Below are 17,366 nucleotides of genomic sequence, written 5' to 3'. Positions count from 1 at the left end.
GGTGAACCCCCCGATGTCGTACGTGTGTGCGCATATTCAACTCTGTCGGGAGTCCGGACACCATGGCGTTATTGATCTGCATCGGCCTGCATCGATCCGCATTGATCTGCATCGATCAGATCGTGAGGTCCGCGCACGGGAGGGTGGTGGTGAACCGGGCGCCGCGCGGGCTGTCCGTGACGGCCAGGGTTCCGCGGTGCACGGTGGCGATGTGGTGGGCGATGGCGAGGCCCAGGCCGGTGCCGCCGGTGGCGCGCGTGCGGGCGTCGTCGAGCCGGGTGAAGCGCTCGAAGACGCGGCGGCGGTCGGCGGGCGGGATGCCCGGGCCGTCGTCCTCGACGTGCAGGACGGCCAGGCTCCGGCCGGGGTCGTGGCCGAGACGGACCGTGACGGTGTGTTCGGCGTGCCGCTCGGCGTTGTCCAGGAGGTTGCCCAGGAGGCGGGCGATGAGGGTGTGACGGCCGTGCACGGTGAGGGGCGGTTCGGGGTCGTCGAGGTGCAGGGCGAGGGTCCGGGGGCCGGGCGGGCGGCGGCCGAGCTCCTCGCGGACCAGCGCGGTGAGGTCGACGGGCTGGGCGCCCGGCAGCCCCTCGGTGGCGGTCGCGTCCAGGCGGGCGAGCAGCAGCAGGTCCGTGGTGATGCTCTGGAGGCGGCGGGTGTCGCCGAGCGCCGCCTCGGCCACCGCCGTCCACCGCGCGTGCTCCGGGTGCGCGAGCGCGATCTCCAGCTCGGCCCGCAGGGCGGCCAGCGGGCTGCGGAGTTCGTGCGAGGCGTCCCCGACGAACCGGCGCTGCTGGTCGACGGCCGCCTGGAGCTGGTCGAGGGTCTCGTTCATCGTCGTGGCCAGCCGGGCGACCTCGTCGCGCGTGTCCGGTACGGGCACGCGGCGGTCGAGGTGGCGCGCGGTCAGCTCGGCGAACTGGGTGCGGATCGCCTCCACCGGGCGCAGCACCCGCCCGGTCACGAACCACGTCGCGCCCGCGAGGGCCGCCGTCACCACCAGGACGGCGCCGCCCAGCAGCCAGACGATGTGGTCGAGGCGGCGCTGCTCGTCCTGGAGCCGGTTGGCGACGTGCAGGTAGAGGCCGTCGGTGCCGGCCTGGATGTAACTGACGGCGGGGGTCCTGCTGCCGGGGTCGGTCCACGGCCACAGCGACAGCACGTCGCTGCCGTGCGAGGGCTCGTGATCCGGCATCCGGGGTCCCGGCTCCCAGTTCGGCTGACGGTCCTCGACCCCCGTGGACACCTCCAGCCTGGGGTCGTCGCGCAGTTTCCCGGCCGTGTAGAAGAGCTGGGAGTCCGGGTCGTAGTCGACGAGCCGGGGGACGGCGGCGACCTGCCGGCCCGTGTAGTCCACGGCCTCCCGCGCCAGGTAGTCGCGCAGCGAGCCCGCGGCCAGCCCCGCGCCGGCGAGCAGCGGGAGGAGGGCGCAGACGGCGACGATCCAGGTCAGCCGGGCCCGGATCGAGGCGGGCTGCAGCCGGCGCCGCGGGCGCCCGGTCCGCCCCCGCGGACGGCGTGGCAGCCCCCGCGGGCGTACGGGCCGCCTCACCGGCCCGGGGCGTCGGCCGCCAGCCGGTAGCCGACGCCGCGTACGGTCTGGATGCTGTGCCGTCCGAAGGGCGCGTCGATCTTCCTGCGCAGGGAACTGACGTGCACCTCCACGATGTTCACGTCGCCCTGGAACGCCTCGTCCCACACGTGCGCGAGGATCTCCGCCTTGGCCACGACCTCGCCGTCGCGCCGGGCGAGGTACTCCAGGACCGCGAACTCCCGGGCGGTGAGCTGGAGATCGGTGGTGCCGCGCCGGCAGCAGCGGGTCGCGGGGTCGATCTGGAGGTCGCCGATGCGGATGAGCGCGGGCCGGGCGGGGCGGCCGCGGCGCACGAGGGCGCGCAGGCGGGCGACGAGGGCCACGTAGGAGAAGGGTTTGGTGACGTAGTCATCCGCTCCGGTGTCCAGGCCCTCGGCCTCGTCGTACTCGCCGTCCTTGGCGGTGAGCATGAGCACCGGCGTCCACACGCCGGCCTCGCGCAGCCGGGCGCACACGCGGTAGCCGTTGAGGCCGGGCAGCATGACGTCGAGCACGATCACGTCGTGGGCATCCTCGGCCGCGAGGTGCAGGCCCGTGTGCCCGTCGTGCGCGACCTCCACCGCGAACCCCTCGGCGACCAGTCCCCGGCGCAGCAGCTCCGCGAGCCGACGGTCGTCCTCAACCACCAGTATTCGCATGCCTTCAGGATGGCGCGGACGGGCGGCCCGCCGCCTGAAGACCGCTTCAGGAACGCTCAGCGTTCCTTCAGCTGCGGGCTGCCAGGATCCGGGGCGTGCCCTTCCCGGCACGCCGGCCCGCGGAGCGCGCACCGGCGGCTCACGGGGGTGGGGCCCGTACGCCTCGGTGGCCGGGCCCGGCCCGCCGGTCCGCGCTCCCGGCCCTTCAGGTGCTTCAGGCGCTTCAGGTGCTGAAGACGCTCCCAGCGCCTCAGGCGGTGACGCGTCGCGGACCCCGGCCTCCTGCCGTCACCAGTCCCCTCCCCCGAACCCTCCGCCGTCGCCGCCTCCGTCGCCCCAGCCGCCGCCGAAGTCGTCGGGGTTGTAGTCGCTGCCGGTCCAGTCGCCGCCGTCGGGGCCGGTGTCGGCCGGGGCGGCGTAGGCGGGGCCGGAGAGGAGGCCGCCGAGCGCGGTGCCCACGAGGAGGCCGGGCAGGAGGCCGCCGCCGAAGTAGCCGCCGGCCCAGGGGGCGTAGGCGGGGCCCGCGTTCCAGTAGGGCTGCCGGCCGTCGGGGGTCTGGACGGTGCGCGAGAGGGGCTCCTCGCCGTCGGCGACCCGGGCCGCGTCGGCCGCGCACGCGGGGACGGTGCGGGGCGCGCCGCCCGGGGGCGCCCACTGGACGTCCTGCACGGAGGGGCCGTGGCGCGGGTCGAAGAAGCAGGGCAGGCGGCGCTCGGGCAGCGGGGAGCCGGCGCGGCGGGCGGCGAGGGTGGCGAGGGCGAAGCGGCCCTTGTCGAGGGACTCGGTGACGGCCGTGACGTCCTGCGGGTGGGCCACGGCGGCCATCTTGGACTTGGCCTCCTCGTACGCGTCGAGGGCCTCTTCGTAGTCGCGCCGCATGGCGTCGTCGGCGCCGGGCTCGGAGGGGTGGAAGTCGAGCCGGTCGAGCTCCTCGCCGAAGGCGGTGATGTCCTCGTCGACGACGACGCGCAGGGCGTCCAGCTCGGCCTGCTCACGCTCCTCGCGCTTGCGCTTGTTGCGGCGGTAGAGGGCGTACGCGCCCGCGCCGCCCGCGACGACGATCGCGCCGCCGGTGATCAGCCCGGTGGCGCCCACGCCGGACTCCCCGCCGCCCCAGGAGCCGGGGGCACGGCCGCGGGCCTGGCGGTCGGCCTGGTCGACGAAGCTGTTGAGCATCGTCGTGGCGTCGCCGCCGGAGCGCTGGACGGACCCGACGAGGTTGCTGACCGCGTTGCGCGACATGACCTTGGAGTCGGCGTGGGCGTTGAACGCGTCGCCGAGGCGGATGGCGTAGACGCCGGCGATGCCGACCTTGGTGCGCAGGTCCTTGAAGACGGTGGCCCTGGGGAACTCGGCGCTCTCGGGCAGGACGGCCACGAAGACGGGTTTACCGGCGTCCTCGATCTTCTTGGCGAGGGCTTCGGCCTCGGCGGGCGGGAGCTGGGCGCTCGCCCGGGGGTCCACGTAGACCGGGCTCTTGCGCAGCGCTTCGGCCACGGTGTCGATGCCGGTGGCGGCGTGCGCCGCGGGGGCGGGAGCGCAGAGCGCCGTGCCGGCCAGGGCGATCAGGGCGGCGGCCAGGACGGCGATCAGGGCCTGCAACGGCCTGGGAAGCGCCCGGGTGGTGGCGGGCATGGCGGTGCTCCTCGGATGGAGGTCGGTGGTTCCTGTCGTTCGCTATCTAGAGCTTCTGCGACTTCTACGGGCTTCTACGGGCTTCTACGACTTCTCGGGCCTCTACGGCTTCTCGGACTTCTCAGCTGGTGTCGCTCTATCCGAAATCTACCGCCAATGCGGATGAATCTGACATTTCACACCTTCCTCTCGTACGAGATATCAGCCGTACGAGAGGTTCGCGCAGGGGTCGTCATCCGCCGAGCGGGCCGTGGCGGCCACGTCGGCCGAGAGGGTGCCGGGGTTCGCCGCGGAGGGCGCCGGCGCGGGCGGGGCCGGCGAGGTGGACGTCCCGTCGCCGCCCGCGGCGGCGTAGTCCCGCCCCAGCGTCACTGTGATCCCGTTCGCCGCGACCCCGTGGACGTACGCCCCGGGGAAGAGCCGGGCCAGCGTCCGCGCCTCGGCCGCCCGGCCCGGCCCGAACCCGATCACGGTGGTGCCCGCGTCGCGGACCTCCGCATTGCCGGTGTCGGCGACGGTGTACCCGTGCTTCTCCAGTTGCGCGGCGGCCCGCGCCGCGAGCCCGCCCACTCTCGTGCCGTTGGCGACGGAGACGCTCACACCCTCCCCGGAGACCTGCTCGGGAGCCGCGGGGGACGCGGGAGCCGTCGGCCCGGCCTTCCGCTCCCCGCCCGCGTCCTTGCCGTCGATCGTGCGGTCGGCCTTCAGCGAGGCCCACAGCGCTTCCGCGTCGGGCTGCACGATGTCGACGCGGTCACCTTCGTAGCGCCAGGGCACGGTGATGAACTTGATGTTGTGCAGGTCGACGCCCTTCAGCGACATGGCGAAGGACAGCAGCTTGTCGGCCGAGCCCAGCCCGGGGTCGACGGTGAGCGATTTGGTGGCGGCGTCGGCCAGAGGCAGCAGCGTGGCCGGGTTGAAGCCCTGCTCCCGCACCTTCTTGACCATGCCGGCGACGAAGGCCTGCTGCCGCTGGATGCGGCCGATGTCGGAGCCGTCGCCGATGCCGTGCCGCACGCGCACGTAGTCCAGCGCCTTCTGCCCGGAGACGCTCTGCCGCCCCTTGGCGAAGAGGAGTTCGCCGCGCGAGCCGCGGTGCGGGTCGAGGTCGCCCTGGTAGACGTCCTTGGGCACGCACACGGGCACGCCGCCCACGGCCGAGGTCATCGCGGAGAAGCCCTCGAAGTCGACGACGACGGTGTGGTCGACGCGCAGCCCGGTGAGCTTCTCGACCGTGTTCTGCGTGCAGGCCGGGTTGCCCTTCGCCGACTCCCCCACCGAGAAGGCCGAGTTGAACATCGCGCGGGTGCGCCCGGACGTCCAGCTGCCGTCGGGAAGCAGGCACGGCGGGATGTCGACGAGCGTGTCCCGCGGGATCGAGACGGCGACCGCGTGCGCGCGGTCGCGGTAGACGTGCAGCAGGAACGCGGTGTCCGAGCGGCCCACGTCGCCCTCGCCGCCGCCGAGGTTCTTATTGCCGCCGGAGCGCGAGTCCGAGCCGATGACCAGGACGTTCTGCCCGGCGACGCCCGCGCCCGGGCGGTTCTTGGACAGCCCGTCCGCGTCGAACGTGCTGATGTTGCCGTCGAGCCGGAGCCAGAGCCAGCCCGCGCCGGCGGCCAGCAGCACCACGAACGCCACCGCGACGAGCGTCGCCGTCCGCGCCCGGTGGTGCGCCTGCTTCCCTCGGCTGCCACTCATCCGCCAGTCCTCGTCCATTCCCCCGCGTCTACCCCGGCTGCGTGCCGTCTCACCTGGATAGACGGCCGGACACCCACTTTGGTTGTCCAGTTGCGCAATCTGGCAAGTATGGTGAATGCACCGGTTGCGGAAGACAACGCGAGAGAACGTAAGAGAGAGGTGCGCCGATCATGCTGCGCAATGCCCTTGAGCCCTGGCACATCCTCGTGGTGGTGCTCGTGATGGTCGTCCTGTTCGGGTCGCGCAAGCTCCCCGACACCGCCCGCGCGCTCGGCAAGTCGATGCGCATCCTCAAGAGCGAGGCCAAGGCCCTGAAGTCGGACGACCAGCAGGTCGCGGCCGGCACGCCCGAGACCGCGTCGGCCGCCGCGCCCGAAGCCGCGGCGCACCGCAACAGCCCGGCTGACAACCCCCGGTGAACTGGAGGACACCTGTACGCCTCCTCCGGTACACCCGCCCCTGGTGAGCTTCCCCCGGCCGGGCATCCCGCCCGGCCTACGAGGAGGAAAAACCATGGGTTCTCGTCCGTACCGGCGTCGTCTCGCCTGGGGCGCCGCCGCACTGCTCGCCGCCGGGGTCGCGGTGCCCGCCGCGGCCTTCGCCTCGGACGCGGGCGGCAGCTCGGACGTCCCCGCGCTCAGCGCGGGCCACGGCCCCAAGAAGGCCAAGAACGTCATCCTGCTCATCGGTGACGGCATGGGCGACTCGGAGATCACCCTGGCCCGTGACTACACCGTGGGCGCGGCCGGCCGCCTGAACATGGACAAGTTCCCGCTCACGGGCGCGTACACGACGTACTCGGTCGACAAGAACGGCAAGCCCGACTACGTCACCGACTCGGCCGCCAGCGGCACCGGCTGGGCCACCGGCCGCAAGACCGTGAACGGCCGGATATCCAAGTCGCCCGGCACGGACAAGGCCATGCCCACCATCCTGGAGCTGGCCCAGAAGAACGGCCTGGCCACCGGCAGCGTCACCACCGCCGAGCTGACCGACGCCACCCCGGCCGTCCTCGCCTCGCACGCCACCGACCGCAGCTGCCAGGGCCCGGCCGACATGAAGGCCTGCCCGAGCGACACCGTCGCCAAGGGCGGCCCCGGCTCGATCGCCGAGCAGAGCGTGAACCACAAGGTGGACGTCCTCCTCGGCGGCGGCAAGGCCCGCTTCGACCAGAAGATCACCGAGGGCGCCTTCGCCGGGCAGACCGTGACGCAGCAGGCGCAGAAGCTCGGCTACCAGATCGTCACCGACGACAAGGGCCTGAAGGCCGCGAAGCCCGGCAAGCCCGTGCTCGGCCTCTTCGCCGACGGCAACGTCCCCGTCGAGTGGACCGGCAAGGCCGCGGCCCAGGGCGGCACCGAGCCGCAGCGCTGCGTGACGAACAACCCCGAGCGCAAGGCCGGCACCCCGGAGCTCGCGGACCAGACCCGCAAGGCGCTCCAGCTCCTGGAGGCCAAGCAGAAGGGCGCCGGTTCCAAGAAGGGCTTCTTCCTCCAGGTCGAGGGCGCCTCGATCGACAAGCGCGACCACGCCGCCGACCCGTGCGGCCAGATCGGCGAGACCGCGGCCCTCGACCGCGCCGTGAAGGTCGCCCGCGCCTACGCCGCGGAGCACCCGGACACCCTGGTCGTCACCACCGCCGACCACGGCCACACCAGCCAGATCGTGCCGCTGGAGGCCACCCCGCCCGGCCTGTCCTCCACGCTGGTCACCAACGAGGGCCAGCAGCTCAAGGTGAACTACTCCACCAACACCCCGGGCAAGGCCCAGGAGCACACCGGCACCGAGGTGCGCATCGCGGCCCAGGGCCCGCAGGCGGAGCGCGTCCTCGGCGTCACGGACCAGACCGAGCTCTTCACCACGATCCGCACGGCGCTCGCACTGCGCTGACGCGGCGTGCCGCATCCGTGACGTAAGGATCGTCACAGATCACCACAGGGGGGACAGGGCCCGGCCGCAGCAGCGGCCGGGCCCTGCGGGTTGTGCCAGTTATCGCGGCAGAACATTGGGCGGATCACATACCCGATTACGGGTCCGCAGCGTCAACACTTGTGAATCCCGTACCACTGATACCAGCGGTACGGACCCGCAGGACAGCAAGACAGCACGTCAGCACGCTCTTGTACCGATCGTTCGTACCGTCCGCCAGCCTCGGAGGAACCGCCGATGACCGGCTCCCGCGTCCTCGCCCTCGGTCACTACCAGCCTGCCAGGGTGCTGACCAACGACGAGCTGGCGGCCATGGTCGACACCAGCGACGAGTGGATCCGCTCGCGCGTCGGCATCCGTACGCGCCGGGTCGCCGAGCCCGGTGAGACGGTCGCCGACATGGCGACCGAGGCCGCCGGGAAGGCGCTGGCCGGCAGCGGGCTCGCGGCGCAGGAGATCGACCTCGTCCTCGTCGCCACCTGCACCGCCGACGACCGCAGCCCCAACACGGCCGCCCGGGTCGCGGCCGCGCTCGGCCTCGCCACGCCCGCCGTGATGGACGTCAACGTCGTCTGCTCGGGCTTCACGCACGCGCTGGCCAGCGCGGACCACGCCATCCGCGCCGGCGCCGCGACGAACGCCCTGGTCATCGGGGTGGAGAAGTTCACCTCGGTGACGGACTGGACCGACCGCACGACGTGCGTCCTGACCGGCGACGGCGCGGGCGCCGCCGTGGTCACGGCCTCGGCCGAGCCGGAGATCGGCCCCGTGGTGTGGGGCTCGGTGCCCGGCATGGGGCACGCCGTACGGATCGAGGGCACGCCCTCGCGCTTCTCCCAGGAGGGCCAGTCGGTCTACCGCTGGGCCACCACGCAGCTGCCGCCCATCGCCCGCCGGGTGTGCGAGCGGGCCGGGGTCGCCCCGGAGGAGCTGGCGGCCGTCGTCCTGCACCAGGCCAACCTGCGGATCATCGAACCGGTCGCCCGGAAGCTGGGGGCCGTCAACGCGGTCGTCGCGACGGACGTCACCGAATCCGGCAACACGTCCGCCGCGAGCATTCCGCTGGCACTGTCGAAGCTGGTCGCCCGCGGGGAGATCCCGTCGGGCGCACCGGTCCTGCTGTTCGGCTTCGGCGGGAACCTGTCGTACGCGGGGCAGGTCATCCGCTGCCCGTAGGGGTGCGGCGCGCCCTGTAGCGGCGCGCCCTGTAAGGGGCGGCGTCCATGGCGGGCGCCCCTTACGGGGCAACGCCTGGAACACCCGCCTGGAACACCCGCCTAGAACACCGACCACCCGGTCAGCGTGGTGAAGTGGTCCAGCGCCGCCACACCGGCGACGGAGTTGCCCCGCGTGTCCAGCCCGGGCGACCACACGCACAGCGTGCACCGCCCCGGTATGACGGCGACGATGCCGCCCCCCACCCCGCTCTTGCCCGGCAGCCCCACCCGGTAGGCGAAGTCCCCGGCCGCGTCGTACGTCCCGCACGTGAGCATGACGGCGTTGACCTGCTTCGCCTCGCGCCGCGGCAGCAGCCGCGAGCCGTCGGCGCGCAGGCCGTGCCGGGCGAGGAAGCTGCCCGCACGGGCGAGGTCGCGGCAGCTCATCTCGATGGAGCACTGCCAGAAGTAGTGCTCCAGGACCGTGGGGACGGGGTTGTCGAGGTTGCCGTAGCTGGCCATGAAGTGGGCGAGGGCGGCGTTGCGGTCGCCGTGCTCGGTCTCGGAGGCGGCGACGGCGGGGTCGAAGGAGACGTCCGGGTTGCCGCTCTCGGCGCGCAGGAACTCCAGCATGGTGGTGCTGGCGTCGCCGGTGAGGGTCTGGAGCCGGTCGGTGACGACGAGCGCGCCCGCGTTGATGAACGGGTTGCGCGGGATGCCGTTCTCGTATTCGAGTTGGACCAGGGAGTTGAAGGGGTTTCCGGACGGTTCCGTGCCGACCCGGTCCCAGATCTTGCCGCCGCCCTCGGCCAGGACGAGCGCCAGGCTGAAGGCCTTGGAGATGGACTGCACGGAGAACGGCCGTTCCCAGTCCCCGATGCCGTACACCCCGCCGTCGACATCCGCGACGGCCATGCCGAAGCCGTTGATGTCCACTTCGGCGAGGGCGGGGATGTAGTCGGCCACCTGGCCCCGGCCGACGAGCGGCCTGGCGAAAGCGGCGACTTCTTCGAGGACGGCCTCGTAGTCCACAGTCCTTGGTCCGTACTTCCGTGTCGACGGCGCTGTCGACGATGCGATCGGTGGGATATTCGGCCAACGGCCGGATCGGCTCGCACGATATCCGAACGCCCGGCCCACCTGCGAACTTTTGGGTACAAGGGGGTCATTCGGCCTACGCGACCGGCGTACGCCACCTGCTCTACCGACCCGTCCACGGCTCCGTCTCCACGGCTCCGTCCACGACCACCCGTCGCACATCTACCGAGGGAGGGCGGCATGGCCCCACCCATGTCCGCGAACGAATTCCTGGCCGCGCTCAGACGCGAGGGCACCACCGTCGCCGAGGTGGACGGCTGGCGCCACCACAACCGCGCCGGACACGGCCTCTGGGGGCCCGTCAACGGCGTGATGATCCACCACTCCGCGACCTCGGGCACCGACAGCACCGTCCGGCTGTGCTGGAACGGCTACGAGGAGCTGCCCGGCCCCCTGTGCCACGGGGTCATCGCCAAGGACGGCACGGTCCACCTGACCGGCTGCGGGCGCGTCAACCACGCGGGCGGCGGCGACGGCGACGTGCTGAAGGCGGTCATCGCCGAGAAGCGGCTGCCGCCCGTGCGGTGGGCGGACACCGACGGGAACGTCCACTTCTACGGCTTCGAGTGCGTCAACCGCGGCGACGGCGAGGACCCCTGGCCGCAGGTCCAGCTGCGGGCCGTGGAGCAGGTGGCGGCCGCGATCTGCCGGCACCACGGCTGGTCCGAGCGCTCCGTCATCGGCCACCTGGAGTGGCGGCCCGGCAAGGTCGACCCGGTGGGCTTCTCCATGGAGTGGCTCCGCGAGCGGGTCCGTGAGCGGCTCAAGTGAGGCGCACCGCGACCCGCCGGACCGTGCACGCGACAATGGGGGCGTGACCAGCCAATCCCCCGCCGCCGGCGGAGCCGGGCTCGCCGGCCTGCGGCCGCGGCTGCCGTCGCCGCTCGTGGAGCTCCCGGACGAGAGGTTCGCGCGGCACGGCGTGCGCCTGCTGCTGAAGCGGGACGACCTGATACACCCCGAGCTGCCGGGCAACAAGTGGCGCAAGCTCGCGCCGAACCTGCGGGCCGCGGCCGAGGCGGGCCGGCACACCCTGCTGACGTTCGGCGGCGCGTACTCCAACCACCTGCGGGCCACGGCCGCCGCGGGCCGCCTGCTCGGCTTCGCCACCATCGGCGTCGTACGGGGCGAGGAGCTCGCCGACCGGCCGCTGAACCCCTCGCTGCGCTACTGCGTCGCGTCCGGCATGCGGCTGCTGTTCGCCGACCGCGCCACGTACCGCCGCAAGACCGAGCCGGAAGTGCTGGCCGGGCTGGTCGAGCGGGCGGGCGGCGACTGCTTCGTCGTGCCCGAGGGCGGGTCGAACGCGGCGGCCGTGCTGGGCTGCGCGGAGCTCGGGCGCGAGCTGCGCGGCATGGCGGACGTCGTCGGGGTCGCGTGCGGCACGGGCGGCACGCTCGCCGGGCTCGCCGCCGGCCTCGGCGAGGGGCAGCGGGCGATCGGCTTCCCCGTGCTCAAGGGCGGCTTCCTGGGCGCGGAGGTCGAGCGGCTCCAGGGCGAGGCGTTCGGCGGCCGGCGCGGGACGTGGCGGCTCGACGAGCGCTTCCACTGCGGCGGCTACGCCCGCACCTCCCCCGCGCTGGACGCGTTCGCGGACGACTTCACGGCCCGCCACGGCCTCCCCGTGGAGCGCCTGTACGTGGCGAAGATGCTGTACGGCCTGACGACCCTGACGGAGGAAGGCGCCTTCCCCAGAGGAACGACGGCGGTAGCGGTCATCACGGGAGCGCCGTAAGACCGCTAAGACCGCTTCGCGGCCCTCAGGCCGCACCCTCCTCGCGGTACGCGGCGGCCTCCTCCAGGTCGAGCCGCCGCAAGAGCGTCCGCAGCATCTCGTCATCGATCCGCCGCTCGTCCCGCAACCGTACGAAAACCTCCCGCTCCGCCCCGATCATCTCCCCGGCGAGCCGCCGGTAGAGGTCGTCCGCCGACTCCCCCGTCACCGCGCTGACCGTCCCCAACCGCTCCCACACCGCGTTGCGCCGCCGCTCCATGACCCCGCGCAGCCGGTCGGCGAGCGGCGACGGCAGGGCGTTCCGCTCGTCGGTGAGCAGCTCCTCCAGGCGCCGCTCCGCGGCAAGGGACGCCTCGTTCTGCGCCTGCGCCTCCGCGAGCGTCTCCGCCGCGCTGTCGCGCGCGGGCAGCCGCAGCAGGCGGATGAGCGGGGGCAGGGTGAGGCCCTGTACGACGAGCGTGCCGATGACGGTCATGAAGGTGAGGAAGAGAACGAGGTTCCGGTCGGGGAAGGGCCCTCCGGCGTCGGTGAGCTCCGGGATGGAGAAGGCGATGGCGAGGGAGACCACCCCGCGCATGCCCGCCCAGCCGATGACGAGGGGGCTCTTCCAGGTGGTGTCGGGCTCCCGTTCCCGGATCCGCGCGGACAGGGCGCGCGGCAGGAACGTCGCGGGGAAGACCCAGACGAAGCGGGCGGCCACGACGGCCAGGAAGACCGCGGCCGCGTACCAGGCGGCCCGCCCCGCGCCGTAGTCGCCGAGGCCGCGCAGCACGACGGGCAGCTGGAGGCCGATGAGGGCGAAGACGGCGGACTCCAGGATGAAGGAGACCATCTTCCACACGGCGGCCTCCTGGAGCCGGGTCGCGAAGTCGACCTGCCAGGCGCGGTGTCCGAGCCAGAGGCCGACGACCACGACGGCGAGGACGCCGGAGGCGTGGACCTCCTCGGCGGCGGCGTAGGCGGCGAAGGGGATCAGCAGGGAGAGGGTGTTCTGGAGGAGCGGCTCGCGCAGGTGCTTGCGCAGCCAGTGCAGCGGCACCATGAGGGCCAGGCCGACGCCGATGCCGCCGAGGGAGGCGACGGCGAACTCCCTGATGCCCTCGCCCCAGGTCGCGCCCGCGCCGACGGCGGCGGCGAGGGCCACCTTGTAGGCGGTGATCGCGGTGGCGTCGTTCACCAGGGACTCGCCCTGGAGGATGGTGGTCATCCGGGAGGGCAGGCCGAGGCGGCGGGCGATGGCGGTGGCCGCGACGGCGTCGGGCGGGGCGACGACCGCGCCGAGCACGAGGGCGGCCGTCAGCGGCATCCCGGGGACGACGAGGAAGGCCGCGTAGCCGACGGCGAGCGTCGCGAAGAGGACGTAGCCGAAGGACAGCAGGGCCACGGGGCGAACGTTGGCCCGCAGGTCGAGGTAGGAGCTGTCGAGGGCGGCCGTGTGCAGCAGGGGCGGCAGCAGGAGGGGCAGCACGATGCCGGGGTCGAGCGTGTAGTCCGGGACGCCCGGGATGTACGAGGCGGCGAGCCCGGCCGCGACGAGCAGCAGGGGCGCCGGCACGGGGGTGCGGCGGGCGGCGCCGGCGACGGCGGCGGCCCCGGCGACCAGCATCAGCAGTGGCATGACGTCCATCGGTGCGGTGCCCGTCCCCTCGTGCGTTCCGCCCGGCCCGCGGGCCCGTGTGTCGGCGGTGCGATCTAACCTGGCAATCATGAGCGAGTGCCAGCATCTTCCCGGTCTGCCGCGCCCCGAGCCCGTCGCCGCGCACCCGACGTGCCCGGAGTGCGAGACGGCCGGCAGCCACCCCGTGCAGCTGCGGCTGTGCCTGGTCTGCGGCCACGTCGGATGCTGCGACTCCTCCCCGTACCGGCACGCCACGGCGCACTTCGAGGCGACCGGCCACGCCGTGATGCGCAGCTACGAGCCGGGCCAGAGCTGGCGCTGGTGCTACGTGGACCAGCGGCTCGTCTGACGCCGCCCGCTAGCATGCACGCATGATCCGAGCCGCGACGCCCGCCGATGTTCCCGCCGTCCATGCGATGATCCGCGAACTCGCGGCGTACGAAAGGGCGCTGGAGGATGCCCGGGCGACCGAGGAACAGCTGCGCGAAGCGCTCTTCGGAGAGCACCCCGCGGCCTTCGCACTGATAGCGGAGAGTGACGAAAAGGCGGGCGGCGGCGCGTCCGGGGCGCCGGATCCGGCGGGCTTCGCGATCTGGTTCCGCAACTTCTCCACGTGGACGGGCACGCACGGTGTCTATCTGGAGGATCTCTACGTGCGTCCGGAGGCGCGCGGCGAGGGGCACGGCAAGGCGCTCCTCGCGGCCCTCGCGCGGATCTGCACGGAGCGCGGCTACCAGCGTTTCGAATGGTCAGTGCTGGACTGGAACACGCCCTCGATCGGGTTCTACAAGTCCCTCGGCGCCGAACCGATGGACGAGTGGACCACGTACCGCTTGTCGGGAGAACCCCTCCGGACCCTTGCGGCGCTCGCGCAGAGTGACGAAAATCCCAACTAGGCGACAGCTCTTTCGATTTGAGGCCCCGAACCCCTAGCCACTGTCCGTGCTCATGGGTTTACCATGAGTGACAGTCGCGGGGCTGCTCCACGGACCCGCAGATCGCGATAGCGTCGCAGCCGAACCATGTGCCGCACCGGCCCGCGCACGGCCTTCGACCGAAGGGCGGCCGAGGGCCGGGGGCCGGTGCTCGTAACAGCTCAAGAAGCTTGTGCCACCTTGGAGGTGAGGGTGTCCCCAATCGCAGGCGAGCCCGGGACCCAGGACTTCGTGGAAGTCCGGCTGCCCGCTGCGGGTGCCTACCTGTCGGTGCTGCGGACGGCGACAGCCGGCCTCGCGGCCCGCTTGGACTTCACCCTCGACGAGATCGAGGACTTGCGCATCGCGGTCGACGAGGCGTGCGCGATCCTTCTGCAACAAGCGGTGCCCGGCTCCGTTCTCAGCTGCGTCTTCCGCCTGGTGGGCGACGCGCTGCGGGTGACCGTCTCGGCACCCACCACGGACGGCCGCGCGCCCGAGCGCGACACCTTCGCCTGGACGGTGCTCTCCGCCCTGGCCGGTGAGGTCGACTCGACCGTCGCCGACGACCGCACGGTCAGCATCAGCCTGCACAAGAAGCGCGGCGCCGGCCCCGGACAGCCGTGACGGAAGAGGGGGCTCCGTGAGCACTGCATCGTCGCGGGGGGTGCGTACCCCGGCCATCCCGCAGCAGCCCGCCCGGCAGCTGCCGGGCGATCCTGCGAATCCCGCGCCGGACGAGGCCGGCGACCCACCAGAGCGGGCGGACCACATGGACCAGCACGAGCACCGGCACTCCACCGCGCAGGACCGCAGTGGTGCCCGGGCCCTGTTCATCGAGCTGCGCGCACTGCCGGACGGCTCGCCCGAGCGGGCCGAGCTGCGCAACCACCTCGTGCGGATGCACCTGCCGCTGGTGGAGCACCTGGCCCGGCGCTTCCGCAATCGCGGGGAGCCGCTGGACGACCTCACCCAGGTCGCGACGATCGGTCTGATCAAGTCGGTGGACCGGTTCGATCCGGACCGCGGCGTGGAGTTCTCCACGTACGCGACGCCCACGGTGGTCGGGGAGATCAAGCGGCACTTCCGCGACAAGGGCTGGGCGGTCCGGGTTCCGCGCCGGCTCCAGGAGCTGCGGCTGGCCCTGACCACGGCCACCGCGGAGCTCTCCCAGCGGCACGGCCGCGCGCCCACGGTCCACGAGCTGGCCGAGCAGCTGGGGATCTCCGAGGAGGAGGTGCTGGAGGGCCTGGAGTCCGCCAACGCCTACAGCACGCTCTCCCTGGACGTGCCCGACACGGACGACGAGTCGCCGGCCGTGGCGGACACCCTCGGCGCGGAGGACGAGGCGCTGGAGGGCGTCGAGTACCGCGAGTCGCTGAAACCGCTGCTGGAGGACCTGCCGCCGCGCGAGAAGAAGATCCTGCTGCTGCGGTTCTTCGGCAATATGACCCAGTCCCAGATCGCCCAGGAGGTCGGGATCTCGCAGATGCACGTGTCGCGCCTGCTGGCGAGGACACTGGCGCAGCTGCGGGACCGCTTGCTGATCGAGGAGTAGCGGGCCTCCCGGCCCGCGCGCACCGGGGTCCGGGGCGAAGCCCCGGGTCCTACTCCCGCGGGCCGATCCCGAGCGCTTCCGTCGCCGTGGGGTTCACCAGCAGCACAAGCGTGCCCACGGCCACGGCGGCCAGCGCCACCGCGGCGGCGATCAGGACGCCTCCGCCGTTGAACAGCGTCCAGGCCACCGGCAGCGCCATGATCTGCGTGATCATGGCGGGCCCGCGGCTCCAGCGGCGCCGCAGCCACAGCCCGCGCGCTGCCGCCAGCGGCAGCGCGGACAGGGCGAGCACGGTCAGGCCGCCCATCTCCGCCTGCTGCGGGCTGTTCGGCTTGCCGAGCAGGCCCATGACCAGCAGGTAAATGCCGGCGGCGGCGAGCGCCAGGCCCTCCAGGCCGGTCAGCGCGGCGGCGGCCGTCAGCCGGGCCGGGCGGGGCCCGGCGGGCGCGGGTGCGGGGGCCGCGGCGGCCTGCCGCCGGGTGCCGGCGGGGCCGCTCGTACGGGCGTTTTTCGGCGCGGACTGCTTGCTGCTCACCCCAGCAGGGTAGCCGTACCGCCGTCGATCCGAGGGGGGCCGAAGGCGGGCCGGGGCGGTTCGTGTACCGACAGGTAGGTAGGCTGGCGCGCATGCGTGCGCTCCTCGTGGTCAACCCCTCGGCCACCACCACCAGTGCCCGTACCCGTGATGTCCTGGTGCACGCCCTCGCCAGCGATCTCAAGCTGGAGGTGGCCACCACCGAGTACCGGGGCCACGCCCGGGACCTCGCACGGCGGGCGGCCGAGAGCGGCACCACCGAGCTGGTGGTGGCGCTCGGCGGCGACGGCACGGTCAACGAGGTCGTCAACGGCCTGCTGCACGAGGGCCCCGACCCCGAGCGCCTGCCCCGGCTCGCCGTGGTGCCCGGCGGCTCGACCAACGTCTTCGCCCGTGCGCTGGGGCTGCCCAACGACGTCGTGGAGGCGACCGGCGCCCTGCTGGACGCCCTGCGCGACGGCAGCGAGCGCACCGTGGGGCTGGGGCTCGCGGGGGGCACTCCGGGCACGGAGGACGAGGGGGTGCCGGAGCGCTGGTTCACCTTCTGCGCGGGCTTCGGCTTCGACGCGGGCGTCATCGGCCGGGTGGAGCAGCAGCGGGAGCGCGGCAAGCGGTCGACGCCCGCGCTGTACGCGCGACAGGTGATGCGGCAATTCGTCGGGGAGACCCACCGCCGGCGCGGCACCATCACCCTCGAACGGCCGGACGAGGAGCCGCTCGAGAATCTCGTCATGTCGATAATCTGCAACACGGCGCCGTGGACGTACCTCAACAACCGCCCGGTCTACGCGTCGCCGCAGGCATCCTTCGACACCGCTCTTGACGTGCTGGGATTCACCCGGCTGTCGACGACCGCGGCCGGCCGCTACGCGACCCAGCTGCTGATGTCCACGCCGGAGCGCGGCCCGCGGGGCAAGCACACCGTCTCGCTGCACGACCAGACGCGTTTCACCTTGCATTCGCAGGTTCCACTGCCCTTCCAGATGGACGGTGACCACCTCGGAGTGCGGACGAGCGTGACGTTCACAGGCGTACGCCGTGCACTGCGTGTGATTGTGTGAGTGCCAGGGCCTAAAGTCCTTTCACTCGAACGTTTAGGCTGGGTTCCACCCCCTGGAAGTACGGCTGTGACCTAGCCGACACCGAGGAATCAAAAAAAACTTTCCAGAAGGGGTTGTATCCGCCGCCGAGGTTTGCGAGTCTCTTCATGGCGATCGGGACGTCCGCTCTTCCGGCCTTCCGATACAGCCCGAA

17 protein-coding genes are annotated in these 17,366 nt (G+C 72.6%); 10 read left to right on the top strand and 7 right to left on the bottom strand.

Annotated features, from left to right (window positions below; all coding sequences use genetic code 11):
* Positions 1 to 115 precede the first annotated feature (115 nt).
* From D7231_RS04920 to D7231_RS04905, 4 genes are all read right to left on the bottom strand, one after another.
* Positions 116 to 1,552, bottom strand: coding sequence for a sensor histidine kinase (locus D7231_RS04920; protein ID WP_241999572.1), 1,437 nt, complete (start codon positions 1,550 to 1,552; stop codon positions 116 to 118).
* Positions 1,549 to 2,232: a response regulator transcription factor gene (locus D7231_RS04915; protein ID WP_120753685.1), complete on the bottom strand. Its 684-nt coding sequence runs from the start codon at positions 2,230 to 2,232 to the stop codon at positions 1,549 to 1,551. Before D7231_RS04915 ends, D7231_RS04920 begins: the two co-directional genes overlap by 4 nt.
* A 288-nt stretch (positions 2,233 to 2,520) precedes the next feature.
* Positions 2,521 to 3,867, bottom strand: coding sequence for a hypothetical protein (locus tag D7231_RS04910; protein WP_120753684.1), 1,347 nt, complete (start codon positions 3,865 to 3,867; stop codon positions 2,521 to 2,523).
* A gap of 201 nt (positions 3,868 to 4,068) precedes the next feature.
* A complete protein-coding gene (locus tag D7231_RS04905) occupies positions 4,069 to 5,568 on the bottom strand; it encodes an LCP family protein (protein ID WP_120753992.1) in 1,500 nt (499 codons plus the stop codon).
* Positions 5,569 to 5,738: 170 nt separating this feature from the next.
* On the opposite strand from D7231_RS04905, the gene tatA reads away from it, so the two are divergent.
* The 3 genes from tatA (at position 5,739) to D7231_RS04890 (ending at position 8,673) form a co-directional block, all read left to right on the top strand.
* Positions 5,739 to 5,987, top strand: coding sequence for a Sec-independent protein translocase subunit TatA (tatA, locus tag D7231_RS04900; protein WP_120753683.1), 249 nt, complete (start codon positions 5,739 to 5,741; stop codon positions 5,985 to 5,987).
* A 94-nt stretch (positions 5,988 to 6,081) separates the two neighbouring features.
* Positions 6,082 to 7,458: an alkaline phosphatase gene (locus D7231_RS04895; RefSeq protein ID WP_120753682.1), complete on the top strand. Its 1,377-nt coding sequence runs from the start codon at positions 6,082 to 6,084 to the stop codon at positions 7,456 to 7,458.
* A 276-nt stretch (positions 7,459 to 7,734) separates the two neighbouring features.
* Positions 7,735 to 8,673, top strand: a complete 939-nt coding sequence (locus D7231_RS04890) for a beta-ketoacyl-ACP synthase III (protein WP_120753681.1) — start codon at positions 7,735 to 7,737, stop codon at positions 8,671 to 8,673.
* Between the two features lie 101 nt (positions 8,674 to 8,774).
* Here the strand turns inward: D7231_RS04890 and D7231_RS04885 are convergent, their stop codons facing one another.
* On the bottom strand, positions 8,775 to 9,686 hold the full coding sequence (locus D7231_RS04885; RefSeq protein WP_120753680.1) for a glutaminase: 912 nt from the start codon (positions 9,684 to 9,686) through the stop codon (positions 8,775 to 8,777).
* Positions 9,687 to 9,932: 246 nt separating this feature from the next.
* On the opposite strand from D7231_RS04885, the gene D7231_RS04880 reads away from it, so the two are divergent.
* Both D7231_RS04880 and D7231_RS04875 read left to right on the top strand, forming a co-directional pair.
* Positions 9,933 to 10,523 (top strand): N-acetylmuramoyl-L-alanine amidase, encoded by a 591-nt coding sequence (locus tag D7231_RS04880; RefSeq protein ID WP_120753679.1) that lies wholly within the window; start codon positions 9,933 to 9,935, stop codon positions 10,521 to 10,523.
* A gap of 43 nt (positions 10,524 to 10,566) precedes the next feature.
* Positions 10,567 to 11,487 (top strand): 1-aminocyclopropane-1-carboxylate deaminase/D-cysteine desulfhydrase, encoded by a 921-nt coding sequence (locus tag D7231_RS04875; RefSeq protein ID WP_120753678.1) that lies wholly within the window; start codon positions 10,567 to 10,569, stop codon positions 11,485 to 11,487.
* A 25-nt stretch (positions 11,488 to 11,512) separates the two neighbouring features.
* Here D7231_RS04875 and D7231_RS04870 read toward each other — a convergent pair whose 3' ends face one another.
* Positions 11,513 to 13,114 carry a Na+/H+ antiporter gene (locus D7231_RS04870; protein ID WP_120753677.1) on the bottom strand — a complete coding sequence of 534 codons (1,602 nt, stop codon included), beginning with the start codon at positions 13,112 to 13,114 and terminating at the stop codon, positions 11,513 to 11,515.
* 79 nt (positions 13,115 to 13,193) lie between these two features.
* Here D7231_RS04870 and D7231_RS04865 point away from each other — a divergent pair, with 79 nt between their 5' ends.
* From D7231_RS04865 to D7231_RS04850, 4 genes are all read left to right on the top strand, one after another.
* The gene (locus D7231_RS04865; protein ID WP_120753676.1) at positions 13,194 to 13,454 is read left to right on the top strand and encodes a UBP-type zinc finger domain-containing protein; all 261 of its coding nucleotides are present in this window, start codon (positions 13,194 to 13,196) and stop codon (positions 13,452 to 13,454) included.
* A 22-nt stretch (positions 13,455 to 13,476) separates the two neighbouring features.
* Entirely contained in the window at positions 13,477 to 14,001 is a 525-nt protein-coding gene (locus tag D7231_RS04860) for a GNAT family N-acetyltransferase (RefSeq protein ID WP_120753675.1), read from the top strand.
* Positions 14,002 to 14,232: 231 nt separating this feature from the next.
* Complete coding sequence (locus D7231_RS04855) at positions 14,233 to 14,646, top strand: ATP-binding protein (RefSeq protein WP_030366270.1); 414 nt, start codon at positions 14,233 to 14,235, stop codon at positions 14,644 to 14,646.
* A gap of 55 nt (positions 14,647 to 14,701) precedes the next feature.
* Positions 14,702 to 15,577, top strand: coding sequence for an RNA polymerase sigma factor SigF (locus D7231_RS04850; protein ID WP_194960581.1), 876 nt, complete (start codon positions 14,702 to 14,704; stop codon positions 15,575 to 15,577).
* A 49-nt stretch (positions 15,578 to 15,626) separates the two neighbouring features.
* Here the strand turns inward: D7231_RS04850 and D7231_RS04845 are convergent, their stop codons facing one another.
* Positions 15,627 to 16,112 (bottom strand): hypothetical protein, encoded by a 486-nt coding sequence (locus D7231_RS04845; RefSeq protein WP_120753673.1) that lies wholly within the window; start codon positions 16,110 to 16,112, stop codon positions 15,627 to 15,629.
* 92 nt (positions 16,113 to 16,204) lie between these two features.
* Here D7231_RS04845 and D7231_RS04840 point away from each other — a divergent pair, with 92 nt between their 5' ends.
* On the top strand, positions 16,205 to 17,173 hold the full coding sequence (locus D7231_RS04840) for a diacylglycerol/lipid kinase family protein (protein WP_120753672.1): 969 nt from the start codon (positions 16,205 to 16,207) through the stop codon (positions 17,171 to 17,173).
* Positions 17,174 to 17,366 lie beyond the last annotated feature (193 nt).

It is taken from the genome of Streptomyces klenkii (assembly GCF_003626645.1).
Classification (GTDB): domain Bacteria; phylum Actinomycetota; class Actinomycetes; order Streptomycetales; family Streptomycetaceae; genus Streptomyces; species Streptomyces klenkii.
Note: the sequence above shows the minus strand (reverse complement) of the source record. Positions and strands in the feature narration are given on the sequence as shown.

What these genes read in the sequence shown, in the direction of transcription:
- D7231_RS04915 (WP_120753685.1), bottom strand. Translation starts at nt 2,232, where the DNA reads ATGCGAATACTGGTGGTTGAGGACGACCGTCGGCTCGCGGAGCTGCTG.
- D7231_RS04910 (WP_120753684.1), bottom strand. Translation starts at nt 3,867, where the DNA reads ATGCCCGCCACCACCCGGGCGCTTCCCAGGCCGTTGCAGGCCCTGATC.
- D7231_RS04905 (WP_120753992.1), bottom strand. Translation starts at nt 5,568, where the DNA reads ATGAGTGGCAGCCGAGGGAAGCAGGCGCACCACCGGGCGCGGACGGCG.
- tatA (WP_120753683.1), top strand. Translation starts at nt 5,739, where the DNA reads ATGCTGCGCAATGCCCTTGAGCCCTGGCACATCCTCGTGGTGGTGCTC.
- D7231_RS04895 (WP_120753682.1), top strand. Translation starts at nt 6,082, where the DNA reads ATGGGTTCTCGTCCGTACCGGCGTCGTCTCGCCTGGGGCGCCGCCGCA.
- D7231_RS04890 (WP_120753681.1), top strand. Translation starts at nt 7,735, where the DNA reads ATGACCGGCTCCCGCGTCCTCGCCCTCGGTCACTACCAGCCTGCCAGG.
- D7231_RS04880 (WP_120753679.1), top strand. Translation starts at nt 9,933, where the DNA reads ATGGCCCCACCCATGTCCGCGAACGAATTCCTGGCCGCGCTCAGACGC.
- D7231_RS04870 (WP_120753677.1), bottom strand. Translation starts at nt 13,114, where the DNA reads ATGGACGTCATGCCACTGCTGATGCTGGTCGCCGGGGCCGCCGCCGTC.
- D7231_RS04865 (WP_120753676.1), top strand. Translation starts at nt 13,194, where the DNA reads ATGAGCGAGTGCCAGCATCTTCCCGGTCTGCCGCGCCCCGAGCCCGTC.
- D7231_RS04860 (WP_120753675.1), top strand. Translation starts at nt 13,477, where the DNA reads ATGATCCGAGCCGCGACGCCCGCCGATGTTCCCGCCGTCCATGCGATG.
- D7231_RS04840 (WP_120753672.1), top strand. Translation starts at nt 16,205, where the DNA reads ATGCGTGCGCTCCTCGTGGTCAACCCCTCGGCCACCACCACCAGTGCC.